Here is a 22,077-nt window from a genome sequence, read left to right as displayed (position 1 = left end):
GCCACCGGCTTGCGCCGGCACAGGAAGTCAGTGCGTTGGCGGCCGCTAACGCTCTTTGTCGTCGGACTGGATTTTGGGCAGCTGGCCGCGCAAAAACAGCCTGGATACGGTCTGTGCCGTGGCTTCGCGGCTGTTGGCGTCGCCCGCATGCAGCTCGGCCAGCGCGCCGTGCAGCATTTTCTGGGTGAGGCCGCGGGTCAGTGCGTCCAGCACCGTGTCGATGGGCTCGCCCCGGGCCAGCAGCTTTTTTGCTCGCACGATTTCGGCAGCGCGCCACTCGTCGGTCTGCGCATTGAGCTGCTGGATCAGCGGCACGCTGCGGCGCTGGCCCAGCCAGTGCATGAAGTTCTGCACACCGGCGTCGATGATGACCTCGGCCTGCGCCACGGCGGCCTTGCGGTTGTCCTTGCCGGTCTGCACCACGTGGGCCAGGTCGTCCACCGTGTAGAGGTAGATGTCGGGCAGCGCCTTGACTTCGGGTTCGATGTCGCGCGGCACGGCCAGGTCGACCATGAACATCGGGCGATGTTTGCGCAGCTTGACGGCGCGCTCGACCGCGCCCAGGCCGATGATGGGCAGCGTGCTGGCGGTGCAGCTGATCACGGCGTCAAACTCATGCAGGCGGCTGGGCAAATCGGCCAGGCGCATCACCTCGGCGCCGAAGCGGCCGGCCAGCTTCTCGCCGCGCTCCAGCGTGCGGTTGGCGATTGCCATGGCTTTGGGGTTTTTGGCGGCAAAGTGGGTGGCCGCCAGGTCGATCATCTCGCCGGCGCCGACAAACAGCACTTTGATGTCGCTCAAATCTTCAAACAGCTGGCCGGCCAGCCGCACGCTGGCCGCTGCCATGCTGATGCTGTGCGCGCCGATTTCGGTGCTGCTGCGCACTTCCTTGGCCACGGCAAAGGAGCGCTGAAAGAGCTGGTGCAGGGTGGTGCCCATGGCGCCTGCGTCTTCGGCGGCGCGCACGGCGTCTTTCATCTGGCCCAGAATTTGCGGTTCGCCCAGCACCATGGAATCGAGCCCGCTGGCCACGCGAAACGCATGACGGGCCGCTGCATCGTCGTGCAGGGTATAGGCATGTGAGCGCAGCAGGGCGGGCGAGACGCCGCCGTTGTGTGCCAGCCAGTCCAGCGTGTGGTCCAGGTCGTTCTTTTCGCCAGCGCAGTAGATTTCAGTGCGATTGCAGGTAGAGAGCAGCGTGGCCTCGGGCTGGCGGGCCAGGGACTCGCGCAAACCGCGCAAAGTGGGCTCGACCTGGTCCAGGGCGTAGGCGAACCGGCCGCGCAAATCGAGCGGTGCGGTGTTGTGGTTTAGCCCAAGGGCCCAGACTGACATCCTTCGATTATAAAATTGAAGCGGTCAGGCCGGTACAAAGGCCGGACAATCGCCCTGATAGTCCTTTTTTTGGCCGTTTTGAAGCTTGTTCTGGATCTGCTCTGAAGCCAGGCGAGTTTTTAACTACCCCTACGCGCATGACCTTTTACCTGCTGGCCAATCACCTGCTCAATCTTGTCCTGCCGGCCGCCGCGGTGGCCCTGCTGCTGGTGTTGGCAACTCAGCTTATGGGTGGATTATTTAGATCAAAAATGCCTTTAGCCCAGACCTGGTATGCGCAAGCAGCTATTGTTTTTGTAGTAAACGTGGTGGTGCTGGTGGCCGGGCTGGTGTTCTTCGGCCATGACGGGAAGATGCTGACGTATGCCGCCATGGTGGTCGGCGCGGCCGTCTGCCAGTGGGTTTTGCTGGGCGCCTGGCGGGCCTGAAGGGGCTTGTAAATCCAATGGCCGGGCGCATGGCTGCGTTGCGCGGTGCTCGGAATCCTCATGCACCCAAGTGCATTCCGGTGTCCTGCGCTCCGTGCGCCTTGCCCTGCATCCGGTAATTGAATTTCTAAAGTCCCTTCGAATACCGACTACAAATCGGGCTTGAAGACGTTCACTGCGTCCGTGATGATGCCGTCGGTGCCCAGGGCCAGCAGCCGCTGCACGTTCGCTTCGTCATTCACCGTATAGCTCAGCAACTTGAACCCGGCTTTTTTGGCCTGGGCCACCGTATCGGCGTTCCAGAGCTTGTGGTTGCAGACGATGGCCACGCAGTCCAGGCCGGTCGCCGTTTCCAGCCAGTTGGCCGGGAGTTGGTCGAGCAGCAGGCCGCGTGGCAACTGCGGCTGGGCGCGCCTGGCCGCCTCAAGGGACAGCGGCTGGAAGGACGTCAGCAGTGGGGGAATGGCTTGGTCCTGCCACAGCCGGGCCGCTTCGTTGGCCACCACAGTGCCGGTGTGACTCTCGATGCCCGGTGTGGGCTTGATCTCGATATTGAGGAAGTAGCCCTTGTCCAGGCAAAAGCGGGCGATGCGCTCAAAGCTGGCGAGGCCCTCCGCGGCAAACGCCGGGGAATGCCAGCCGCCGGCGTCAAGCTTGGCCAGCGCCTCCCAGCTCAACTCGCCAGCCACACCTTTGCCGTTGCTGGTGCGCTCCAGCGTGGCGTCGTGCAGCAAAAAGGGAACGTCGTCGGCGCTCAGTTTCACGTCGCACTCGAACATGCGGTAGCCATGGCTGGCGCCCAGCATGAAGGAGGCCAGGGTGTTTTCGGGCGCCAGCTTGCCGGCGCCGCGATGCGCTACCCAGCGCGGGTAGGGCCAGTTGGCAGCTGATACGGGGTTTGTCATGGGTGTGCTCAGGACCTGTGGAGACGAGACGAAAGCCGGAAATTAGATCCGTTTGCCCGTTTCCGAGTCAAACCAGTGCAGGCGATCTGCGCGCGGCGTGACATGGATGGTCGCGCCGATCTCGGGCGCGATTGACAGGCTTTCGTCGGTGCGCACGATGATGGCTTCGCTGCCCATGCGGCAGTACAGCAGGCGCTCGGCGCCCAGCATTTCAATCGTGTCGACCTGCACGGGCCAACCCGTGGTGCCCACCGTCAAGTGTTCAGGCCGTATGCCCAGAATGGCGCCGGGCTTGCCGCCGAAATCGGTGTTCGGCGCCTGCTTGAGCAAATTCATGGGCGGCGAGCCCATGAAGCTGGCCACAAAGGTGGTAGCCGGCCGGTTGTAAACCTCTTCGGGCGTGCCGAACTGCTCCATGCGGCCGGCGTTCATCACCATCATGCGCTGGGCCAGTGTCATGGCCTCGACCTGGTCGTGGGTGACGAAAAGCGAGGTGATGCCGAGTTCGCGGTGCAACTTCTGGATCTCCAGGCGGGTCTGCACGCGCAGCTTGGCGTCCAGATTGGACAGCGGCTCGTCAAACAAAAACACCTGTGGCTGGCGCACGATGGCGCGGCCCATGGCCACGCGCTGGCGCTGCCCGCCCGAGAGCGCGCGGGGCTTGCGGTCCAGCAGGTGGCCCAGCTCGAGGATCTTGGCGGCCTTGTCGACGCGCGTCTTGATTTCGTCCTTGGGCACTTTGGCGATCTTCAGGCCGTAAGCCATGTTGTCGAACACGCTCATGTGCGGGTAAAGCGCGTAGTTCTGGAACACCATGGCGATGTCCCGCTCCGAAGGCTCCAGCTCGTTGACGACCTTGCCGCCGATGGAGATTTGCCCGTCGCTGACTTCTTCCAGCCCGGCCACCATGCGCAGCAGGGTGGACTTGCCGCAGCCAGAGGGCCCGACGATGACGATGAACTCGTGGTCATTGATCTCGGCGTTCACGCCGTGCAAAACCTGCAGCATGTCTTTGCCGGAGCCGTAGCGCTTGATGATGTTGTTGAATGAGAGGGATGCCATGTCTGTATTTCCGTTGTGTCTTGGTTGTTCTTGGCAGTCTGGGCCGCTCTGGGCTGCAGCTGTTATTTCTCGGTGTCGACCAGGCCCTTGACGAACCATTTCTGCATCAGCACCACCACCAGGGCGGGCGGCAGCATCGCCAGAATCGCGGTGGCCATGACCACATTCCATTCGTTCTGGCCGTCGCCGCCGGCGATCATGCGCTTGATGCCAACGACCACCGGGTACATGTCTTCACTGGTCGTGGCCAGCAGCGGCCAGAGGTACTGGTTCCAGCCGTAGATGAACTGGATGACAAAGAGCGCCGCGATGGAGGTCTTCGACAGCGGAAGCAGCACGTCAAAGAAAAAACGCATGGGGCTGGCGCCGTCCATGCGCGATGCTTCGGTCAGTTCTTCTGGCACCGTCAGGAAAAACTGGCGGAACAAAAAGGTTGCCGTGGCCGAGGCAATCAGCGGCACCGTGAGGCCTGCATACGTGTTGAGCATGTTCAAGTCCGACAGCACCTTGTAGGTGGGCAGAATGCGCACCTCCACCGGCAGCATCAGCGTCACGAAGATGGCCCAGAAGCAGGTCTTCTTGAACGGAAAGCGGAAGTACACGATGGCAAATGCCGACAGCAGCGAGATGGTGATCTTGCCGATGGCGATCACCATCGCCGTGACGAAGCTGACCCACATCATGTGCGCCACGGGTGCGTTGGAGCCGGCTGCGGATTCACGCCCGAACAGCGCGGCCTTGTAGCTGTCGAGCATGTTGGTGCCCGGCAGCATCGGCATGGGCGCCTGCACGATTTCCTGCGCCGTGTGGGTCGAGGCCACAAAGGCCAGGTAGAGGGGGAAGGCGACGATGAAGACGCCCAATATCACGATCACATGCGCGAGGATGCCATGCGTGCCGCGTTTTTCAACCATGATGGGCTCCCGTCGTATTTTTTGTTATCGTTTTCATCAGTATTGAACCTTTTTCTCGACGTAGCGGAACTGGATGACGGTGAGCGCCACCACGATCACCATCAGCACGACCGACTGCGCAGCCGAGCCGCCCAGGTCCATGGCCTTGAAGCCGTCGTAATACACCTTGTAGACCAGGATGGCTGTGTCCTTGCCTGGCCCGCCCTGCGTGGCGGCGTCGACGATGGCAAACGTGTCGAAGAAGGCATAGACCACGTTGATCACCAGCAGGAAGAAGGTGGTGGGCGACAGCAGCGGGAACTGGATGGTCCAGAAGCGGCGCCAGGGTCGGGCACCGTCAATCGCAGCGGCCTCGATCAGCGATTTCGGTATGGACTGCAGGCCCGCCAGAAAAAACAGGAAGTTATAAGAAATCTGCTTCCACACCGAGGCCATCACGATCAGCGTCATGGCATGGCCGGAGTCGAGCAGATGATTCCAGTTGATGCCTATCTTGCCCAGCGCGTAGGCGACCACGCCCAGCGAGGGAGAAAACATGAACACCCACAGCACGGCCGCCACAKCCGGGGCAACCGCGTAGGGCAACACGAGCATGGTTTTGTAGAACATGCCGCCGCGCACGATGCGGTCGGCAAACACCGCCAGCAACAGTGACAGGCTGATGCCGATGCCGGCCACCATCACTGAGAAAAACGCGGTCGTCTTGAACGACTCCACATAGCTCGGGTCGTCCAGCAATTGCCGAAAATTGGCCAGGCCGACGAATTCGATGGAGGTGCCGAAAGGGTCTTGCTGTTGCAGCGACTGCAGAAGCGCCTGCGCCGCTGGCCAGAAGAAGAACACCAAAATGACCGCCATTTGCGGCAGCAGCAGCAACCAGGGCAGCCAGCTGGATCGGAAGACAACGCGTTTTTCCATAGGGCCTTCGGTGGGCAAAAACCTGTGAGTGCTAAAACATAAAAACCCGCCTGGCCTTCCCCGATGAGGGGGAGAGGGCGCAGCGGGCCGAGTTTAGCCCGCCGTGCGGGCCTGCTCTGTCTCTTGGGCGATCAGCCCTTGTTGGCCTTCTGGAAGCGCTCAAGCTGCTCATTGCCGCGCTTGACGATGGAGCCCAACGCTTCTTTGGCCGTCTTCTTGCCGTTCCAGACCTGCTCGAGTTCTTCGTCCTCGATCGCGCGAATCTGCACATAGTTGCCCAGACGGATGCCGCGGCTCTTGTCCGTGACCTTGCGGATCATTTGCGTCACCGCGACGTCGGTGCCCGGGTTCTGTTTGTAGAAGCCGGACTTTTCGGTCAGGTCGTACGATGCCATCGTCACGGGCAGGTAACCGGTGCGCTTGTGGCTGGCCGACTGCACTTCAGGCGTGGATATGAAGCTGAAGAACTTGGCGACGCCCTTGTATTCGGCCGGCTTTTTGCCCGACATGACCCACAGACTGGCGCCGCCGATGACGGTGTTTTGCGGCGCGCCGGGAACGTCCTGGTAGTAAGGCAGCGGAGCCAGGCCGTAGGCGAACTTGGCGTTTTTGGCCACATTGCCGTAAAAGCCCGAAGACGTGTTGATCATGGCGCACTCGCCCGACACGAAACTGGCTTCCGGCACGTTACCGCGGCCCTTGTAGATAAAGAGGCCCTGTTTGGCCATGTTGGCCAGGTTCTCGATGTGGCGCACGTGCAGCGGCGAATCCACCTTCAGGCGCGCATCCATGCCTTGCAGGCCGTTGGCTTTGGTGGCGAACTCGACGTTGTGCCAGGCCGAGAAACTTTCCACCTGTGTCCAGTTCTGCCAGGCGGTCGTGAAGGGACATTTGTGACCGGAGGCCTTCAGTTTGGCGGCGGCGTTGACGACTTCAGGCCAAGTGACGGGGGCCTTGTCGGTCGGCAGGCCCGCAGCCTTGAATGCGTCCTTGTTGAAATAGAAGATGGTGGTGGAGCTGTTGAACGGGAAGCTCAACATCTGGCCGTTTGGCGCGGTGTAGTAGCCGGCAACAGCGGGGATGTAGGCTTTCGGATCGAATTTTTCTCCGGCGTCCTGCATGATCTTGCCGACCGGGACGATGGCTCCTTTGCTGGCCTGCATCGTGGCGGTGCCCACTTCAAAAACCTGAAGGATATGCGGCGCATTGCCGGCGCGGAAGGCCGCGATGGAGGCCGTCATGGACTCATCGTACGTGCCCTTGAAGGTGGGCACTACCTTGTATTCCTTCTGGCTCTCATTGAATTGCTTGGCCAGGTCATTGACCCATTCGCCGTTGACGGCCGTCATTGAATGCCACCACTGGATCTCGGTCTGGGCCTGGCTGGCCAGCGGCGCGCACAGGCCGAGGGCCGCGAAGGCGAATGCTGAGAGACGGTTTTTCATTAAAACTCCTGGGATTGGACGCGCACCGGGGCGCGCCACGTTAAACGGGACAGTGTAAAAACTGTTTGTGACACGCGATTTAATCGATTTGCGGGCTTCCCGACAAGCGGGATTTCCATAAGGACACATACGACTTCCATGGCGCCACGGGTAAATGTTGCGCTGCGGTAATATAGGGCAACAGCGCTGGACACGGGTCCGAAGCCGCTGGCTTTTCACGATGAACGCCCCTACTACCCTCCAAGAATTGAACGTCTTTGCCGATGACGCAAAGGCTGGCGAAGCCCGCATCCGCGAGATTCCCTATAACTACACCTCATTTTCCGATCGGGAGGTAGTCATCCGCCTGCTCGGCGAGCGTGCCTGGGACTTGCTGAACCGTCTGCGCGACGAGCGCCGCACCGGCCGCTCCGCGCGCATGCTGTATGAAGTGCTGGGCGATGTCTGGGTCGTGCAGCGCAACCCCTATTTGCAGGACGACCTGCTGGACAACCCCAAGCGGCGCAAGCTGCTGGTCGACGCCTTGCAGCACCGGCTGACCGAAGTCGAAAAACGCCGCACCCCGGATGCAGATCAACAGCGCGACGCCATCGTGGGCGAACTGCTGGACGCCGCTCGCGGCGCCGTCGCCCGCTTCTACACCTCCTTCAGCGAGATGTACGACCTTCGCCGCCTGACGGAACGCAAGCTGCGCAAGCTGACCCTCAAGGACAACATCAAGTTCGACGGCCTTTCGCGGGTGTCGCATGTCACCGATGCGACTGACTGGCGTGTCGAATACCCCTTTGTGGTGCTCACGCCCGACACTGAAGTCGAAATGGCCGGCCTGGTCAAGGCCTGTATCGAGCTTGGCCTGACAATCGTGCCGCGTGGTGGCGGCACCGGCTACACCGGCGGGGCGATTCCGTTGACCTGGAAGTCGGCTGTCATCAATACCGAAAAACTCGAAGCCATGACCGAGGTCGAAATGGTTTCGTTGCCCGGCGTTGACAAGCCAGTGGCTACCGTATGGACTGAAGCCGGCGTGGTCACCCAGCGTGTGGCCGACGCGGCCGAGCGCGGCGGCTTCGTCTTCGCGGTCGACCCGACCTCTGCCGAAGCCTCCTGCATAGGCGGCAACATCGCGATGAACGCGGGCGGCAAGAAGGCCGTGCTGTGGGGCACGGCGCTGGACAACCTGGCTTCGTGGCGCATGGTCACGCCGCAGGCCGAGTGGCTGGAAGTCACGCGCGTGGGTCACAACCTCGGCAAGATCCACGACGCCGAAATGGCCAGCTTCGACCTCCAGTATTTCCAAGCCGACGGCAAAACCCCCATTCGCACCGAGCGGCTGGATATTCCCGGCAAGACTTTCCGCAAGGAGGGCCTGGGCAAAGACGTTACCGACAAATTCCTCAGCGGCTTGCCCGGCATCCAGAAAGAGGGTTGCGACGGCCTCATCACCAGCGCGCGCTGGATCGTGCACCGCATGCCGGCACATACCCGCACGGTTTGCCTCGAATTTTTCGGCAATGCCAAGGACGCGGTGCCCAGCATCGTCGAGATCAAGGATTTCATGTTCGCCGAGCAAAAGCGCGGCGGCGCCATCCTGGCGGGGCTGGAACACCTGGACGATCGCTACCTGAAGGCGGTCGGCTATGCGACCAAATCGAAAAAGCACGGCGGCCTGCCGAAGATGGTGCTCTTTGGCGACATTGCCGGCGACGACGCCGATGTGGTGGCGCGTGCCACCTCGGAAGTTGTGCGCATTGCCAACTCGCGCCACGGCGAAGGTTTTATCGCCATCAGCCCCGACGCCCGCAAGAAATTCTGGCTGGACCGCAAGCGCACCGCCGCGATCTCCAAGCACACCAATGCCTTCAAGATCAATGAAGACGTGGTGATTCCGCTGCCCCGCATGGCCGAATATACCGACGGCATCGAGCAGATCAATATCGAGCTCAGCCTGGCCAACAAGATACGGCTGTGCGACGAGCTGGAGGCTTTTTTCCTCAAGGGCAACCTGCCTTTGGGCAAATCGGACGATGCCAACGATATTCCTTCGGCAGAACTGCTGGAAGACCGTGTGGGCCAGGCGCTGGCGCTGATAGCTGAGGTACGCGCGCTATGGTCCGGCTGGCTGGCGGGTGTAGCGACCTTGTTCCCGCAGTTGCAAGACCATTCGCTGCGCGCCAGCTGGAAAACCGATATCCGGGCCCAGCTTCAGGCGATTTTCTCGGGCGGCGCGTTTTTGCCGATCATCGAAGAATGCAATGCCATCCACAAGCGTGTGCTCAAGGGCCGTGTCTGGGCGGCGCTGCACATGCACGCCGGCGACGGTAACGTGCACACCAACCTGCCCGTCAACAGCGACGACTACGAGATGCTGCAGACCGCGCATGTGGCGGTGGCGCGCATCATGGTGCTGGCTCGTTCGCTGGACGGCGTGATCTCGGGCGAACACGGCATTGGCATCACCAAGCTGGAGTTCCTGACCGACGAAGAGCTGCGGCCCTTTACCGAATACAAGCAAAAAGTCGATCCGGAAGGGCGCTTCAACAAAGGCAAGCTGCTACGAAATCAGGAGCTGCTCGCGCAAGATGGGAGCGGTCTTCAGGCCAAAAACGATGCTAAACCGATATTGCATGCCGACTTGACCAATGCCTATACCCCCAGCTTCGGCTTGATGGGGCATGAGTCGCTGATCATGCAGCAGTCGGACATTGGCGCCATTGCCGACAGCGTGAAGGATTGCCTGCGTTGCGGCAAATGCAAACCGGTGTGCGCCACCCATGTGCCGCGCGCCAACCTGCTGTACAGCCCGCGCAACAAGATTCTGGCCACCTCGCTGCTGGTGGAAGCTTTTCTGTATGAAGAGCAGACCCGGCGCGGCGTGAGCATCAAGCACTGGGAAGAGTTCGAAGACGTGGCCGACCACTGCACCGTGTGCCACAAGTGCCTGACGCCTTGCCCGGTGGACATCGATTTCGGCGAAGTCTCCATGAACATGCGCAACCTGCTGCGCAAGATGGGGCAGAAGTCTTTCCGGCCCGGCAACGCTGCCGCCATGATCTTCCTGAACGCCACCAGCCCGCAGACCATCAAGTTCATGCGCAGCGCCATGGTGGACGTGGGCTTCAAGGCCCAGCGCCTGGCCAACGACCTGATGCGCCGGCTGGCACGCAAGCAGACGGCGCTGCCGCCGGCCACGGTCGGCAAGGCGCCTGTGAAAGAGCAGGTGATCCACTTCATCAACAAGAAGATGCCGGGCGGCCTGCCCAAGAAGACCGCACGTGCGTTGCTGGACATCGAAGACAAGGACTACGTCCCGATCATTCGCAACCCCAAGAGCACCACGTCGGAAACCGAGGCGGTGTTTTATTTTCCCGGCTGCGGCTCCGAGCGCCTTTTCAGCCAGGTGGGCCTGGCGACGCAGGCCATGCTCTGGCATGCGGGGGTGCAAACTGTGCTGCCGCCGGGTTACCTCTGCTGCGGTTATCCGCAGCGCGGCAGCGGCCAGTTCGACAAAGCCGAGAAAATCATCACCGACAACCGGGTGCTGTTCCACCGCGTCGCCAACACGCTGAACTACCTGGATATCAAGACGGTGGTGGTGAGCTGCGGCACCTGCTATGACCAGCTGCAGGGTTACGAATTCGACAAGATATTCCCGGGCTGCCGCATCATCGACATCCACGAATACCTGCTTGAAAAAGGCATCACCCTGCGCACCGACCAGCCCGGCGCTGGCTACCTCTATCACGACCCCTGCCACAGCCCGATGAAGCTGCAGGAGCCAATGAAGACCGTCAAGGCGCTGCTGGGTGACAACGTGCTCAAGAATGACCGTTGCTGCGGTGAGTCGGGCACGCTGGGCGTTACCCGGCCGGACATTTCCACGCAGATCCGTTTTCGCAAGGAAGAAGAGCTGCGCAAGGGCGAAGCCCAGCTTCGCGAGGCGGGTGCCGTTGCCGAGGCGGGAAACGTCAAAATACTCACCAGCTGCCCGAGTTGCCTGCAAGGGCTCTCGCGCTACGGCAATGACCTGCAAAACGGCCTGCTCGAGGCGGACTACATCGTGGTGGAAATGGCCAATCAGATCCTGGGCAAGGAGTGGCTGCCCACGTATGTGGAGGCGGCCAACCACGGCGGCATCGAACGGGTGCTGGTCTAGGGCAATTTCTGGCTTTGATGTCAACGGGCTTATTGCCAGAATGCCGAATCCTCACGAAGGCCTGATGCGTCCGGCCTTTTCTTTTCAGAAAGCGATTTCCCATGGCAGGCCTTCAACCCGGTTCACCCACGCCCACCGCATTGACGGTTCACAGCCAGTCGCGCATTCTTGAAATCGCGTTCTCCGACGGCGCCGAGTTCAGGATTCCGTTTGAACTCATGCGCGTCTATTCGCCCTCGGCAGAGGTGCAGGGCCATGGCCCTGGCCAGGAAATTTTGCAAACCGGCAAACGCGAAGTGAATGTGGTGGAGCTCGAGCCTATTGGCAATTACGCGGTCAAGCCCGTGTTTTCCGATGGCCATGAGAGCGGAATATTCTCGTGGGACTATCTCTACAAACTGGGCGCCGATCAGGCCCAGTTATGGGACGAGTACCGGAGGCGCCTGCAGGCGGCCGGTGTTGAGCGCGATGCACCCATGGCCGCGCCCGGCGGCCACGGCTGTGCAAGCCACTGATTCCGCGCGAGCGGTGCGCGCCGCGGCGCGGCGGCGAATGGGCATTTCGCGCCACTGTTGTTTTTCCAGCATAAAAGCGGGCAATAAGCCGCAATGCCCCATGTCAGCTCAGGGTTGTCGAGAGCAATTACTCCTTTGCCCTCTAGCATTGATGGTATGAGCAGTACCCATTTCGGTTTTGAATCCGTTGACGAGCAAGACAAGGCACGCCGCGTGCGCGGGGTGTTTGACTCCGTGGCGCCCAAATACGACGTGATGAACGACCTGATGTCGATGGGGCTGCATCGGGCGTGGAAGGCCTACACAGTGCTGGTGGCCAACGTCAAAGAGGGCTACCAGGTGCTGGACATCGCCGGCGGCACGGGCGACCTGGCGCTGGCCTTTGCCCCCAAGGTGGGCAGCACCGGCCGCGTGGTGCATACCGATATCAACGAGGCGATGCTCCGCGAAGGCCGGAACCGCCTGCTGGATGCTGGTGTCAGCTTGCCCACCCTGGTGTGCGACGCCGAACATCTACCATTTCCCGATGCGAGCTTCGACGTGGTGACGGTCGCCTTCGGGCTGCGCAACATGACGCACAAGGAAGATGCGTTGCGCGAGATGAACCGCGTGCTCAAGCCCGGTGGCAAGCTGCTGGTGCTGGAGTTCTCCAAAGTCGCCAAGCCGCTGGAAAAGATTTACGACTGGTATTCCTTCAAGGTGTTGCCGCGGTTGGGCAAGCTGGTGGCCAATGACGATTCAAGCTACCAGTACCTCGCCGAATCAATTCGCATGCACCCCGGCCAGGACGAACTGAAAGCCCTTATGCATAAAAGTGGTTTCGGCCATGTGGACTATCACAACATGACAGGCGGAGTTGTGGCATTGCATGTTGGAATCAAGTGTTGAAAAGTCAAACGGCCTCAAAACCGTGATCAAGGAGACGATATGAAAATCTGGTCGGCAATTTTTTCCGCAGCGCTTGCGTTAACCCTGACTTTGGGGGGAACGGTTGCTGACGCCAAACGACTGGGCGGTGGTTCGTCATTTGGCAAGCAGTCGTCCAACGTGACCAAGCGTGAGGCGGCGCCTGGTGGTGCCAATGCCGCCAAACCGGCAGCCCCTGCGGCAACGCCGGCGCCTGTTGCGCCCAAAAAACCCTGGGGCGCCATGCTGGGCGGCCTGGCCGCAGGTCTGGGCCTGGCCTGGCTGGCTTCATCGCTGGGCCTGGGCGGCGCCTTCGGCCAGATCATCATGTTTGCCTTGCTGGCGCTGGTGGTCATGCTGGTGATCGGCTTCATCATGCGCAAATTCAAGGGCGGAGCGGCTGGCGCGCAAGGCTCTGCGCCCGGGCAGGCGCCTTTTGCCTTCCAGGGTGCGGGCAACGCCACCACCCCCAAGAACTACAGCCCTGAGAACGTCGGCAACGATGCATCCGCGCGCCCTTGGGAACGCAGTAGCATGGCTTTTGATGCCAACAAATACGATGCGGCAGCGCCCGCAGGCGGTTCCATGATCGGCTCGGCCTTGCTGGGTGTGCAGTCCTGGGGCGTTCCGGCCGGTTTTGACGCCGAAGGCTTCCTCAAGGCCAGCAAGGCCAACTTCGTCACGCTGCAGGATGCCTGGGACCGCTCCGACATCCAGAACCTGCGCGCCATGATGACGGACGACATGCTCGAGCAGATCAAGACCCAGCTTGCCGACCGCGAATCGCATACCGGCGGCCAGGTCAACAAGACCGAGGTCGTGATGCTGGATGCGCAATTGCTGGGCATCGAGGAACTGAGCGATGTCTACATGGCCAGCGTGGAGTTTTCCGGCATGATCCGCGAAGACGCCTCCGCAGGCGCCAGCCCCTTCCGCGAAGTCTGGAACATGACCAAGCCACGCAGCGGCGGCAGCGGCTGGCTGGTCGCCGGTGTACAGGCTCTCCAATAACCCCCGTCCAGGCTCACTTCATGTAGCCTGTTCCCCCCTTTCAGGGGGCGGCGCCTGCGGCCCGGCAAAGCCGGTTCCGCGGCGCCTGCTGGTGAAATACTCTTTCCACTGGGTTACGCCACGAAGTGCGTGACCGTGGGGGCCATGTCAGAATCGGGGGACGTATGAATACCACGTCCCCTTTTTCATTTCTGGAATCCATTGCCACCCGCTTTCAGCCGCCCGCCTGGGTGGTGGATGAGGGGCAGCAACGGCTGGTGCTCTTCCTGAACCATGTCCTGATGCAGGAAAAGCAGGCGCAGGACCGTCTGCTGCGGCAAAAGGGGCGCGTGGTGCATCTGCGCTGGGGCCTGTTTGCGATTGACCTGGTGGTTACACCGGCGGGCCTGGTGGACCGGGCCCAGCCTGCTGCCAAGCCGGACCTGCTGCTGGCTGTGGCTACTGAATCGCCGCTGACCGTGATGCAGTCTGTGCTGGCCGGCAAGCCGCCGCCGGTGAAAATCGAGGGTGACGTGCAGTTGGCCGCCGAACTGGGCTGGCTGGCTGAAAACCTGCGCTGGGATGCCGAAGAGGACCTTTCGCGGCTGATCGGTGACGCTCCTGCACATGCAGTGGCCGACGCCGGGCGGCGAATTTTTGCGGGGCTCAAGCAGTTTTTGGCAAGTACACCTCTTGCGTCGGTTCCTCCTTCCTCTGCGGCAGCAACCACCGGTGCCCAACCCCCTGAAACGGCGCCCAAGGCGGGTCCTTCTGCGACAGGCGGCGATGCCGAGCCAGTGAAAGCACCTGCTGCATGAGTCGCCTCTTCCGAGGTGTTTTTATCGTCTGGACCGTGCTCCGGTTTGGCCTGGATGAGCTGGTGCTCTCCAGTTTCGAGCGTCCCTGGATCCGTTTGCTGACCCGCATCGTTTCGCTGGGCCGCAACCTGAAGGCACCGCGCGGCGAGCGCCTGCGCGAAGCGCTTGAAAGCCTGGGGCCCATCTTTGTCAAGTTCGGCCAGGTGATGTCGACACGGCGCGACCTGCTTCCGCCCGACATCGCCGACGAGCTTGCGCGCCTGCAGGACCGGGTGCCGCCTTTTGAGTCCGCCGTCGCCGTCGCCATCATCGAAAAAGCCTTTGGCCGGCCGCTGGACCGCATCTTTGCCAGCTTCGAACAAATCCCCGTAGCTAGCGCCTCGATTGCCCAGGTGCACTTCGCCATCTTGCCAAGTGGCCGCGAAGTGGCCGTCAAGGTGCTGCGGCCCAATATGCTGCCGGCGATCGAGAAAGACCTGGCGCTGATGCACATGATGGCCGGCTGGGTGGAAGGCGCGTCGGCTGATGGCAAACGCCTCAAGCCCCGCGAGGTAGTGGCCGAATTCGACAAATACCTGCACGACGAGCTGGACCTTCTGCGTGAGGCGGCCAATGCGGCCCAGCTGCGCCGCAACATGCAAAACCTTGACCTGGTGATGATCCCTGAAATGGTCTGGGACTTCTGCATGCCCGACGTCATGGTGATGGAGCGCATGAAAGGCGTTCCCATCAGCCAGGCCCAGCGCCTGCGCGATGCCGGTGTCGACATGAAAAAACTGGCGCGCGACGGCGTCACCATCTTCTTCACCCAGGTATTCCGCGACGGTTTCTTCCATGCCGACATGCATCCCGGCAATATCCAGGTCAGTCTGGCGCCGGAAACATTCGGCCGCTACATCTCGCTGGACTTCGGAATCGTGGGCACCCTGACCGAGGTTGACAAGGAATACCTCGCACAGAATTTCAGCGCGTTTTTCCAGCGCGACTACAAACGGGTGGCCGAGTTGCACCTGGAATCCGGCTGGGTTCCGCCCGAGACTCGGGTGGACGAACTGGAAGCCGCCATTCGTGCGTGCTGCGAACCCTACTTTGATCGGCCGCTCAGGGAAATTTCGTTGGGGCTGGTGCTGATGCGTCTGTTTCAGACCTCGCGCCGTTTCCATGTCGAAATCCAGCCCCAGCTGGTGCTGCTGCAAAAAACCCTGTTGAACATCGAGGGACTGGGGCGTGAGCTGGACCCCGACCTGGACCTCTGGAGCACCGCCAAGCCTTTTCTCGAGAAATGGATGCTCGAGCAGGTGGGCCCGGAAAAATTGCTGGCGCAGCTCAAGGCGGAGGCGCCTGCTTATGCCAAGCTGCTACCCGGTTTGCCGCGCCTGCTGTCCCAGTACCTGAAATCACCCCCTGGAATCAACCGGCGGGAGCTTGAGGAACTGCTGTATGAGCAAAAGCGCACCAACAAACTGCTGCAAAGCCTGATTTATGGCGGTCTGGGCTTTGTATTGGGGTTGATTGCCATGCAGTTTGTCCTGCGGGTGCGGGTGTTTTAGGGCCGGCCGGGGAAGGTCTCAACGGCCTATAATTGAAGGCTTTGCATCTGGGAGCCTTTTCCAGGCAAATTCCCCGGGATATTCCCGGGAATACCCCGGGGACAGCCCCTCAAAGCCTTAAGCACTATGCCAATCTACGCCTATAAATGCGAGTCCTGTGGGCATGCCAAGGACGTTCTGCAAAAAATCTCCGATGCGCCCCTCTCAGTGTGTCCGCAATGCGGCGAACCCGCATTCAAAAAGCAGGTCACGGCTGCGGGTTTCCAGCTCAAGGGCTCGGGCTGGTACGTGACGGACTTCCGCGGCGGCAACAGCACAGGCGTGCCCGCGCCCAAGACTGACGGCGGCGAAGCCGGCGCTTCCAGCAGCAACGGTGCGGACAGCAAGCCGGCCGATTCCGGCGCAGCCGCGCCGGCAAGCACGGCAGCAGCTCCCGCGCCGGCCGCGCCCGCCAAGGCTTCGGCCACCGACTCCTCTTCCAAGACTTCCTCGTGATGGCTTCGATCCGCCGATGGCTTCTGGCCGGACTGTTGGTGCTGGTGCCCCTGGCCATCACGCTGTGGGTGCTCGACTGGATCGTCGGCACGCTGGACCAGACGCTGCTGATTCTTCCTGGCGCCTGGCACCCCGACAAGCTGCTGGGTTTCCATATCCCCGGTTTCGGCGTGCTGCTGACGCTGCTGATCGTGCTGCTGATGGGCGCGGTTGCCAGCAATTTCTTCGGCAAGAAACTGGTGCGCTGGGGCAACTCATTCCTGAGCCGCATTCCCATCGTCCGCTCCATTTATTCCAGCGTAAAGCAGGTCTCCGATACGGTGTTCTCGGAAAATGGCAATGCCTTTCGCAAGGCCTTGCTGGTGCAGTGGCCGCGTGAAGGTGTCTGGACCATCGGCTTTCTGACGGGGCTGCCCGGCGGCGATGTGGTCAATCACCTGCAGGGCGACTACCTGAGTGTTTATGTACCCACCACGCCCAATCCCACCGGTGGCTATTTTGTGATGCTGAAAAGAAGCGACTGCATTGAGCTCCAGATGAGCGTCGATGAGGCTTTGACCTACGTGATTTCCATGGGCGTCGTGGTGCCCTCCAAACCTGTACCGCGGCCGCTGACCCCTCCCCTGTAAACGGCGAAAATTGCAACACTGCGCGCGAGGCGCTGAAAGTCCGAGATTTTTATGGCTATCGTTTCCCAAATGCGTTCGAACTATTGCGGTCTGGTGACCGAGGCCTTGCTGGGCCAAACCGTGAGCCTGTGCGGCTGGGTCAATCGTCGCCGCGACCATGGCGGTGTGATCTTCATCGACTTACGCGACCGCGAAGGCTATGTCCAGGTGGTCTGCGACCCGGACCGCGCCGACATGTTCAAAACCGCCGAGGGCGTGCGCAACGAATTCTGCGTGCAGGTCAAAGGCGTAGTGCGGGCCCGCCCTGAAGGCACGACCAACGACAACCTCAAAAGCGGCAAGGTCGAGGTGCTGTGCCACGAACTGATCGTGCTGAACCCGAGCGTGACGCCGCCGTTCCAGCTTGACGACGACAACCTGTCTGAGACGACGCGCCTCACGCACCGCGTGCTGGATTTGCGCCGTCCCTACATGCAGAACAACCTGATGCTGCGCTACCGCGTGGCCATGGAAACGCGCAAGTTCCTCGACGCCAACGGCTTCATCGACATCGAAACCCCGATGCTGACCAAGAGCACGCCCGAAGGCGCGCGCGACTACCTGGTGCCCAGCCGCGTCAACGAAGGCATGTTTTTCGCGCTGCCGCAAAGCCCGCAGCTGTTCAAGCAGTTGCTCATGGTCGCAGGCTTCGACCGCTACTACCAGATCACCAAGTGCTTCCGTGACGAAGACCTGCGTGCCGATCGCCAGCCCGAATTCACACAGATCGATATCGAGACGTCCTTCATGGGCGAGCAGGACATCCGTGACCTGTTCCAGGGCATGATCAGCAACATTTTCAAGACCGTGCTCAACACCGACCTGGGCGAATTTCCGGTGATGGCCTATGGCGAAGCCATGCACCGCTTCGGTTCCGACAAACCCGATTTGCGCGTGAACCTGGAGTTCACGGAACTCACCGAAGTCATGGCGACCGTGGACTTCAAGGTTTTCAGCACGCCTGCCACCACTGTCGGCGGCCGTGTGGTTGCCCTGCGCGTTCCCGGCGGGTCCGAAATGAGCCGCGGCGAGATCGACGGCTACACCGAGTTCGTCAAGATCTACGGTGCCAAGGGCCTGGCCTGGATCAAGGTCAATGACATCACCAAGGGCCGCGACGGCTTGCAAAGCCCCATCGTCAAGAACATCCATGACGCGGCGATTGCGGAAATCCTCAAGCGCACCGGGGCCCAGAACGGCGACATCCTTTTCTTCGGCGCCGACAAGGCCAAGGTCGTCAACGACAGCATCGGCGCGTTGCGCCTCAAAGTCGGCCACAGCGAATTCGGCAAGAAAACGGGTCTATTCACCAAGGGCTGGAAGCCGCTGTGGGTGGTGGATTTCCCGATGTTTGAATTTGACGAGGAAGGCCAGCGCTGGAGCGCCGTGCATCATCCGTTTACCGCACCCAAAGACGGGCACGAAGACTGGATGGACACCGACCCGGGCCGTTGTATTGCCAAGGCATACGACATGGTTCTCAATGGCTGGGAGCTGGGTGGTGGCTCGGTCCGTATCCACCAGGCGGTCGTGCAGAGCAAGGTCTTCAATGCCCTGAAGATCGGACCGGAGGAAGCGCAGCAGAAGTTCGGCTTCCTGCTGGACGCATTGCAGTACGGCGCACCGCCCCACGGCGGCCTGGCCTTCGGCCTGGATCGCATCGTCACCATGATGACAGGCGCCGACTCGATCCGCGACGTGATCGCTTTTCCGAAAACCCAGCGCGCCCAGGATTTGCTCACGCATGCCCCGAGCCCGGTGGACGAAAAGCAGTTGCGCGAACTGCACATCCGCCTGCGTAATCCACAGCCCGTCTAAAACGGCGCGCTATGCCCGCCAGCCGGAAGGGGGACACCTTGAAACCTTTCAAGATCCCCGAGTCTGTGCTGGTCGTTATTCACACACCGCAGCTGGACGTGCTGCTGATCGAGCGCACCGACAACCCTGGGTTCTGGCAGAGCGTCACGGGCTCCAAAGACACGGCGGGCGAACCCTTGCTGCAGACCGCGGTGCGCGAGGTGCTGGAAGAGACCGGCATCGCAGCCGCGCCCGGCCAGTTTCGCGACTGGGGCCTGTCCAACGTCTACGAGATTTATCCAGTTTGGCGAGCCAGGTATGCGCCCGGCATCACCCACAACACCGAACATGTCCTCAGCCTGTGTTTGCCCCAGGCCTGCGATGTAAAGCTCAGCCCCAGGGAGCACACCGCCTGGCAATGGCTGCCGCACTACGCCGCTGCCGACCTGTGTTTTTCCCCTTCGAATGCGGAAGCGGTGCTCCTCCTGCCGAAATTCATGGCTTGAGCCGCGCAGCGCGCAGGCGCAACACTTTGTGAGTTTGGCGTCTCACTGGATTGGCAAACACCGGCCAGTCGGTTCAAATGGAATGGACCTTCCCGTCAACTCTCCATACTTCCAGGAAAAAAAGCCGCTGGCCATGTTTCCACTCCACAAGTCCGGTGCGTTGCAGTTGCTCCAGGGCGGCCGGGATTTTTTCCCCGCACTCGTCAAGGCCCTGGACGCGGCGCAGACCTGGATTCAGCTGGAAACCTATATTTTTGATTTCAACGGCGCCGGCGCGGATGTCGCTGAAGCCCTGGTTCGCGCGGCCCTGCGCGGCGTCACAGTGCAGGTGCTGGTCGACGGCATAGGCACCGGTCCTCTTCCTGCCGAGTGGCGCGAAAAATTCGCGGCGTCGAAAGTCGACTGGTGCGTGTACTCGCCCTTGGGGACGGGCCTGAGCCGTCTGGGCCTGCTGCTGCCCGAGCGCTGGCGCCGGCTGCACCGCAAGCTCTGCGTGGTGGACCAGCACACGGTGTTTTGCGGCGGCATCAATGTGCTCGATGATTTCTACGATCCCAACCACGGGGAGCTCCAGACTCCGCGCGTCGATTTCGCCGTGGCTGCCACCGGCCCGCTGGCGGAGGAGGCCGCCGATGCCATGGCGCTGCTGTGGTGGCGTGTGCAGGCCGGTTACAGCGCGCGGCAGCGCCACATGGCTGCCGCATGGGAAAAGTTCAGGGCGGCGGGGTACGGCGGGCGCACTGGCACCACATCGCTCGTGGTGGGTAACGGGTCTGGCGTTGCCGGCCCCAAGGCGGCGCTGATCCTGCGCGACAACTTGCGTAACCGTAGCAGCATCGAGCGCGCCTATCGCAGGGCCATTGGCAAGGCACACCGGGAAATCATCATTGCCAACGCCTATTTTCTGCCGGGCGGCAAGCTGCGGCGCGCCCTCATCGGGGCGGCCAGGCGCGGTGTGCGTGTCACCTTGCTGCTGCAGGGGCGCTACGAGTACTTCATGCAATACCATGCGGCCCGGCCCTTCTATGGCGCCTTGCTGGAGGCCGGCGTGGAAATCCATGAATACGAGGCCGGTTTCCTGCACGCCAAGGTGGCTGTGGTGGACGGGCATTGGGCCACCGTGGGCTCCTCCAACCTGGATCCCCTGAGCCTGCTGCTGGCCCGCGAGGCCAATGTGGTGGTTGAGGACAAGGCCTTTGCCGAAAGCCTGGCGGGTATTGTGCGCGAGGCCATGGTGAAACAGGGGCGGCGCATGGAGCCGGCCGACCACAGCCATCGCCCCTTTGGCCTGCGGCTGCGAGGCTGGATAGCCTATGCCCTGGTGCGGCTGGCGCTGCTGGTGGCAGGCCAGCGCTATTGAGGCGTCCTGCGCCAGCCCGGCCTTCATGTCGTTAGCTATTAATTTGATAGCTGCTTGCGCTCATGAGGAAAGGGCTGGAGGCCAAAAACCTTATCAAATTCCGGACAAGACGGTTTAAGGGCGGACTGGTAATATCTGGCATGCTTATGAAATCCGATACGCCCCCCCAGGACGCGACCGACGAGGGCACACCCGTCTCCGTCAAGATCCGCGAACGCCTGGCCCAGGCTCGCAAGCGCTTTCACGCCAACGACAACATCGCCAAGTTCATTGAACCGGGCGAGCTGGAAAAGCTGCTCGATGAAGTGACCGGCAAGATGCAGGGCGTGCTTGACAGCCTGGTGATCGACACTGACGGCGATCACAACACCAACAACACCGCGCGCCGCGTGGCCAAGATGTACCTCAACGAGGTGTTCAAGGGCCGCTATGTAGCGCCTCCCACCATCACCGAATTCCCTAACGCCGAGCACCTCAACGAGCTGATGATCGTCGGGCCGATCACGGTTCGCAGCGCCTGCTCCCACCATTTCTGCCCCGTCATCGGCAAGATATGGATCGGCGTGCTGCCCAATGAGCACACCAATGTGATCGGCCTCTCAAAGTACGCGCGCCTGGCCGAATGGGTCATGGGCCGCCCGCAGATCCAGGAAGAGGCGGTGGTGCAACTGGCCGACCTCATCATGGAAAAAACCCAGCCCGACGGCCTGGCCATCGTGATGGAGGCCAGCCACTACTGCATGGCCTGGCGCGGCGTCAAAGACATGGACAGCAAGATGATCAATTCGGTGATGCGCGGCGTCTTCCTGAAAGATTCGACATTGCGCCGCGAGTTCCTCGCATTGATCCCGCAGAAAGGCTAACCATGTTGGTACGTTTACTTTACGCAAGCCGCGCGGTCGACACGAGCCCCGAGGCCATCGAAGGCATCCTCTCGCAATCGCGCCAGCACAACCCCTCGTCAGGCATCACCGGCATCCTCTGCTACGGCGGTGGCATCTTCCTGCAGGCCATCGAAGGCGGCCGCATGGCGGTCAGCGAACTGTTCGGCCACATCCAGCAGGACGCCCGCCACAAGGATGTGATCCTCCTGCACTTCGAGGAAATTTCCGAGCGCCGTTTTGGCGGCTGGACCATGGGCCAGGTCAACCTGTCCAAGCTCAACCATTCCATCCTGCTTAAATACTCCGAAAAAGCCGAGCTGGATCCTTACTCGGTGTCGGGCAAGGTGTCGTTCGCGCTGCTCGAAGACCTGATGGCCACCGCCTCCATCTGCGGCAGGGTTTGAGGCCTGCGTACCGCCAGGCCTGAC

20 protein-coding genes are annotated in these 22,077 nt (G+C 61.5%); 14 read left to right on the top strand and 6 right to left on the bottom strand.

Translation table 11 applies throughout. The features are described from left to right. Window positions 1-45: 45 nt before the first annotated feature. On the bottom strand, window positions 46-1,335 hold the full coding sequence (gene hemA / locus AC1DZE_RS10500; RefSeq protein ID WP_477669829.1) for a glutamyl-tRNA reductase: 1,290 nt from the start codon (window positions 1,333-1,335) through the stop codon (window positions 46-48). 137 nt (window positions 1,336-1,472) lie between these two features. Between hemA and AC1DZE_RS10495 the strand changes: the two genes are divergently transcribed. Next, window positions 1,473-1,763: a hypothetical protein gene (locus AC1DZE_RS10495; RefSeq protein WP_477669828.1), complete on the top strand. Its 291-nt coding sequence runs from the start codon at window positions 1,473-1,475 to the stop codon at window positions 1,761-1,763. 149 nt (window positions 1,764-1,912) lie between these two features. Here AC1DZE_RS10495 and ugpQ read toward each other — a convergent pair whose 3' ends face one another. The 5 genes from ugpQ to ugpB form a co-directional block, all read right to left on the bottom strand. Continuing rightward, window positions 1,913-2,668: a glycerophosphodiester phosphodiesterase gene (gene ugpQ / locus AC1DZE_RS10490; RefSeq protein WP_477669827.1), complete on the bottom strand. Its 756-nt coding sequence runs from the start codon at window positions 2,666-2,668 to the stop codon at window positions 1,913-1,915. Window positions 2,669-2,710: 42 nt separating this feature from the next. Further along, window positions 2,711-3,730 carry a sn-glycerol-3-phosphate import ATP-binding protein UgpC gene (locus AC1DZE_RS10485; RefSeq protein WP_477669826.1) on the bottom strand — a complete coding sequence of 340 codons (1,020 nt, stop codon included), beginning with the start codon at window positions 3,728-3,730 and terminating at the stop codon, window positions 2,711-2,713. A gap of 62 nt (window positions 3,731-3,792) precedes the next feature. Next, window positions 3,793-4,644, bottom strand: a complete 852-nt coding sequence (ugpE, locus tag AC1DZE_RS10480) for a sn-glycerol-3-phosphate ABC transporter permease UgpE (RefSeq protein ID WP_477669825.1) — start codon at window positions 4,642-4,644, stop codon at window positions 3,793-3,795. A gap of 36 nt (window positions 4,645-4,680) precedes the next feature. Next, window positions 4,681-5,562: a sn-glycerol-3-phosphate ABC transporter permease UgpA gene (gene ugpA / locus AC1DZE_RS10475; protein ID WP_477700012.1), complete on the bottom strand. Its 882-nt coding sequence runs from the start codon at window positions 5,560-5,562 to the stop codon at window positions 4,681-4,683. A 131-nt stretch (window positions 5,563-5,693) separates the two neighbouring features. Next, entirely contained in the window at window positions 5,694-7,007 is a 1,314-nt protein-coding gene (gene ugpB, locus AC1DZE_RS10470; protein ID WP_457279661.1) for a sn-glycerol-3-phosphate ABC transporter substrate-binding protein UgpB, read from the bottom strand. Between the two features lie 220 nt (window positions 7,008-7,227). Between ugpB and AC1DZE_RS10465 the strand changes: the two genes are divergently transcribed. The 13 genes from AC1DZE_RS10465 (at window position 7,228) to AC1DZE_RS10405 (ending at window position 22,053) form a co-directional block, all read left to right on the top strand. Then, window positions 7,228-11,160 carry a DUF3683 domain-containing protein gene (locus tag AC1DZE_RS10465; RefSeq protein WP_477669823.1) on the top strand — a complete coding sequence of 1,311 codons (3,933 nt, stop codon included), beginning with the start codon at window positions 7,228-7,230 and terminating at the stop codon, window positions 11,158-11,160. 101 nt (window positions 11,161-11,261) lie between these two features. After that, complete coding sequence (locus AC1DZE_RS10460; protein ID WP_477669822.1) at window positions 11,262-11,675, top strand: gamma-butyrobetaine hydroxylase family protein; 414 nt, start codon at window positions 11,262-11,264, stop codon at window positions 11,673-11,675. 156 nt (window positions 11,676-11,831) lie between these two features. Next, a complete protein-coding gene (gene ubiE / locus AC1DZE_RS10455; protein WP_477666074.1) occupies window positions 11,832-12,563 on the top strand; it encodes a bifunctional demethylmenaquinone methyltransferase/2-methoxy-6-polyprenyl-1,4-benzoquinol methylase UbiE in 732 nt (243 codons plus the stop codon). A gap of 39 nt (window positions 12,564-12,602) precedes the next feature. Further along, entirely contained in the window at window positions 12,603-13,592 is a 990-nt protein-coding gene (locus AC1DZE_RS10450) for a Tim44 domain-containing protein (protein ID WP_477669821.1), read from the top strand. A gap of 164 nt (window positions 13,593-13,756) precedes the next feature. Beyond that, entirely contained in the window at window positions 13,757-14,389 is a 633-nt protein-coding gene (locus tag AC1DZE_RS10445; RefSeq protein WP_477669820.1) for a hypothetical protein, read from the top strand. Then, window positions 14,386-15,939, top strand: a complete 1,554-nt coding sequence (ubiB, locus tag AC1DZE_RS10440; RefSeq protein ID WP_477669819.1) for a ubiquinone biosynthesis regulatory protein kinase UbiB — start codon at window positions 14,386-14,388, stop codon at window positions 15,937-15,939. Before AC1DZE_RS10445 ends, ubiB begins: the two co-directional genes overlap by 4 nt. A 126-nt stretch (window positions 15,940-16,065) precedes the next feature. Continuing rightward, complete coding sequence (locus tag AC1DZE_RS10435) at window positions 16,066-16,434, top strand: FmdB family zinc ribbon protein (protein ID WP_477669818.1); 369 nt, start codon at window positions 16,066-16,068, stop codon at window positions 16,432-16,434. Next, complete coding sequence (locus tag AC1DZE_RS10430) at window positions 16,434-17,063, top strand: DUF502 domain-containing protein (RefSeq protein WP_457279653.1); 630 nt, start codon at window positions 16,434-16,436, stop codon at window positions 17,061-17,063. The genes AC1DZE_RS10435 and AC1DZE_RS10430 overlap by 1 nt, the downstream gene beginning before the upstream one ends. A 51-nt stretch (window positions 17,064-17,114) precedes the next feature. Next, window positions 17,115-18,920: an aspartate--tRNA ligase gene (gene aspS / locus AC1DZE_RS10425; RefSeq protein ID WP_477700011.1), complete on the top strand. Its 1,806-nt coding sequence runs from the start codon at window positions 17,115-17,117 to the stop codon at window positions 18,918-18,920. Window positions 18,921-18,958: 38 nt separating this feature from the next. Next, a complete protein-coding gene (nudB, locus tag AC1DZE_RS10420) occupies window positions 18,959-19,405 on the top strand; it encodes a dihydroneopterin triphosphate diphosphatase (protein ID WP_477700010.1) in 447 nt (148 codons plus the stop codon). A gap of 133 nt (window positions 19,406-19,538) precedes the next feature. Beyond that, entirely contained in the window at window positions 19,539-20,765 is a 1,227-nt protein-coding gene (gene clsB, locus AC1DZE_RS10415; protein WP_477669815.1) for a cardiolipin synthase ClsB, read from the top strand. A 140-nt stretch (window positions 20,766-20,905) separates the two neighbouring features. Beyond that, window positions 20,906-21,628, top strand: a complete 723-nt coding sequence (gene folE / locus AC1DZE_RS10410; RefSeq protein WP_477669814.1) for a GTP cyclohydrolase I — start codon at window positions 20,906-20,908, stop codon at window positions 21,626-21,628. Window positions 21,629-21,630: 2 nt separating this feature from the next. Continuing rightward, complete coding sequence (locus tag AC1DZE_RS10405) at window positions 21,631-22,053, top strand: BLUF domain-containing protein (protein ID WP_348045618.1); 423 nt, start codon at window positions 21,631-21,633, stop codon at window positions 22,051-22,053. Window positions 22,054-22,077: the final 24 nt, after the last annotated feature.

This window comes from Polaromonas sp. P1_F1, from assembly GCF_056405795.1.
This window is presented reverse-complemented; position numbering and strand designations above follow the sequence as displayed.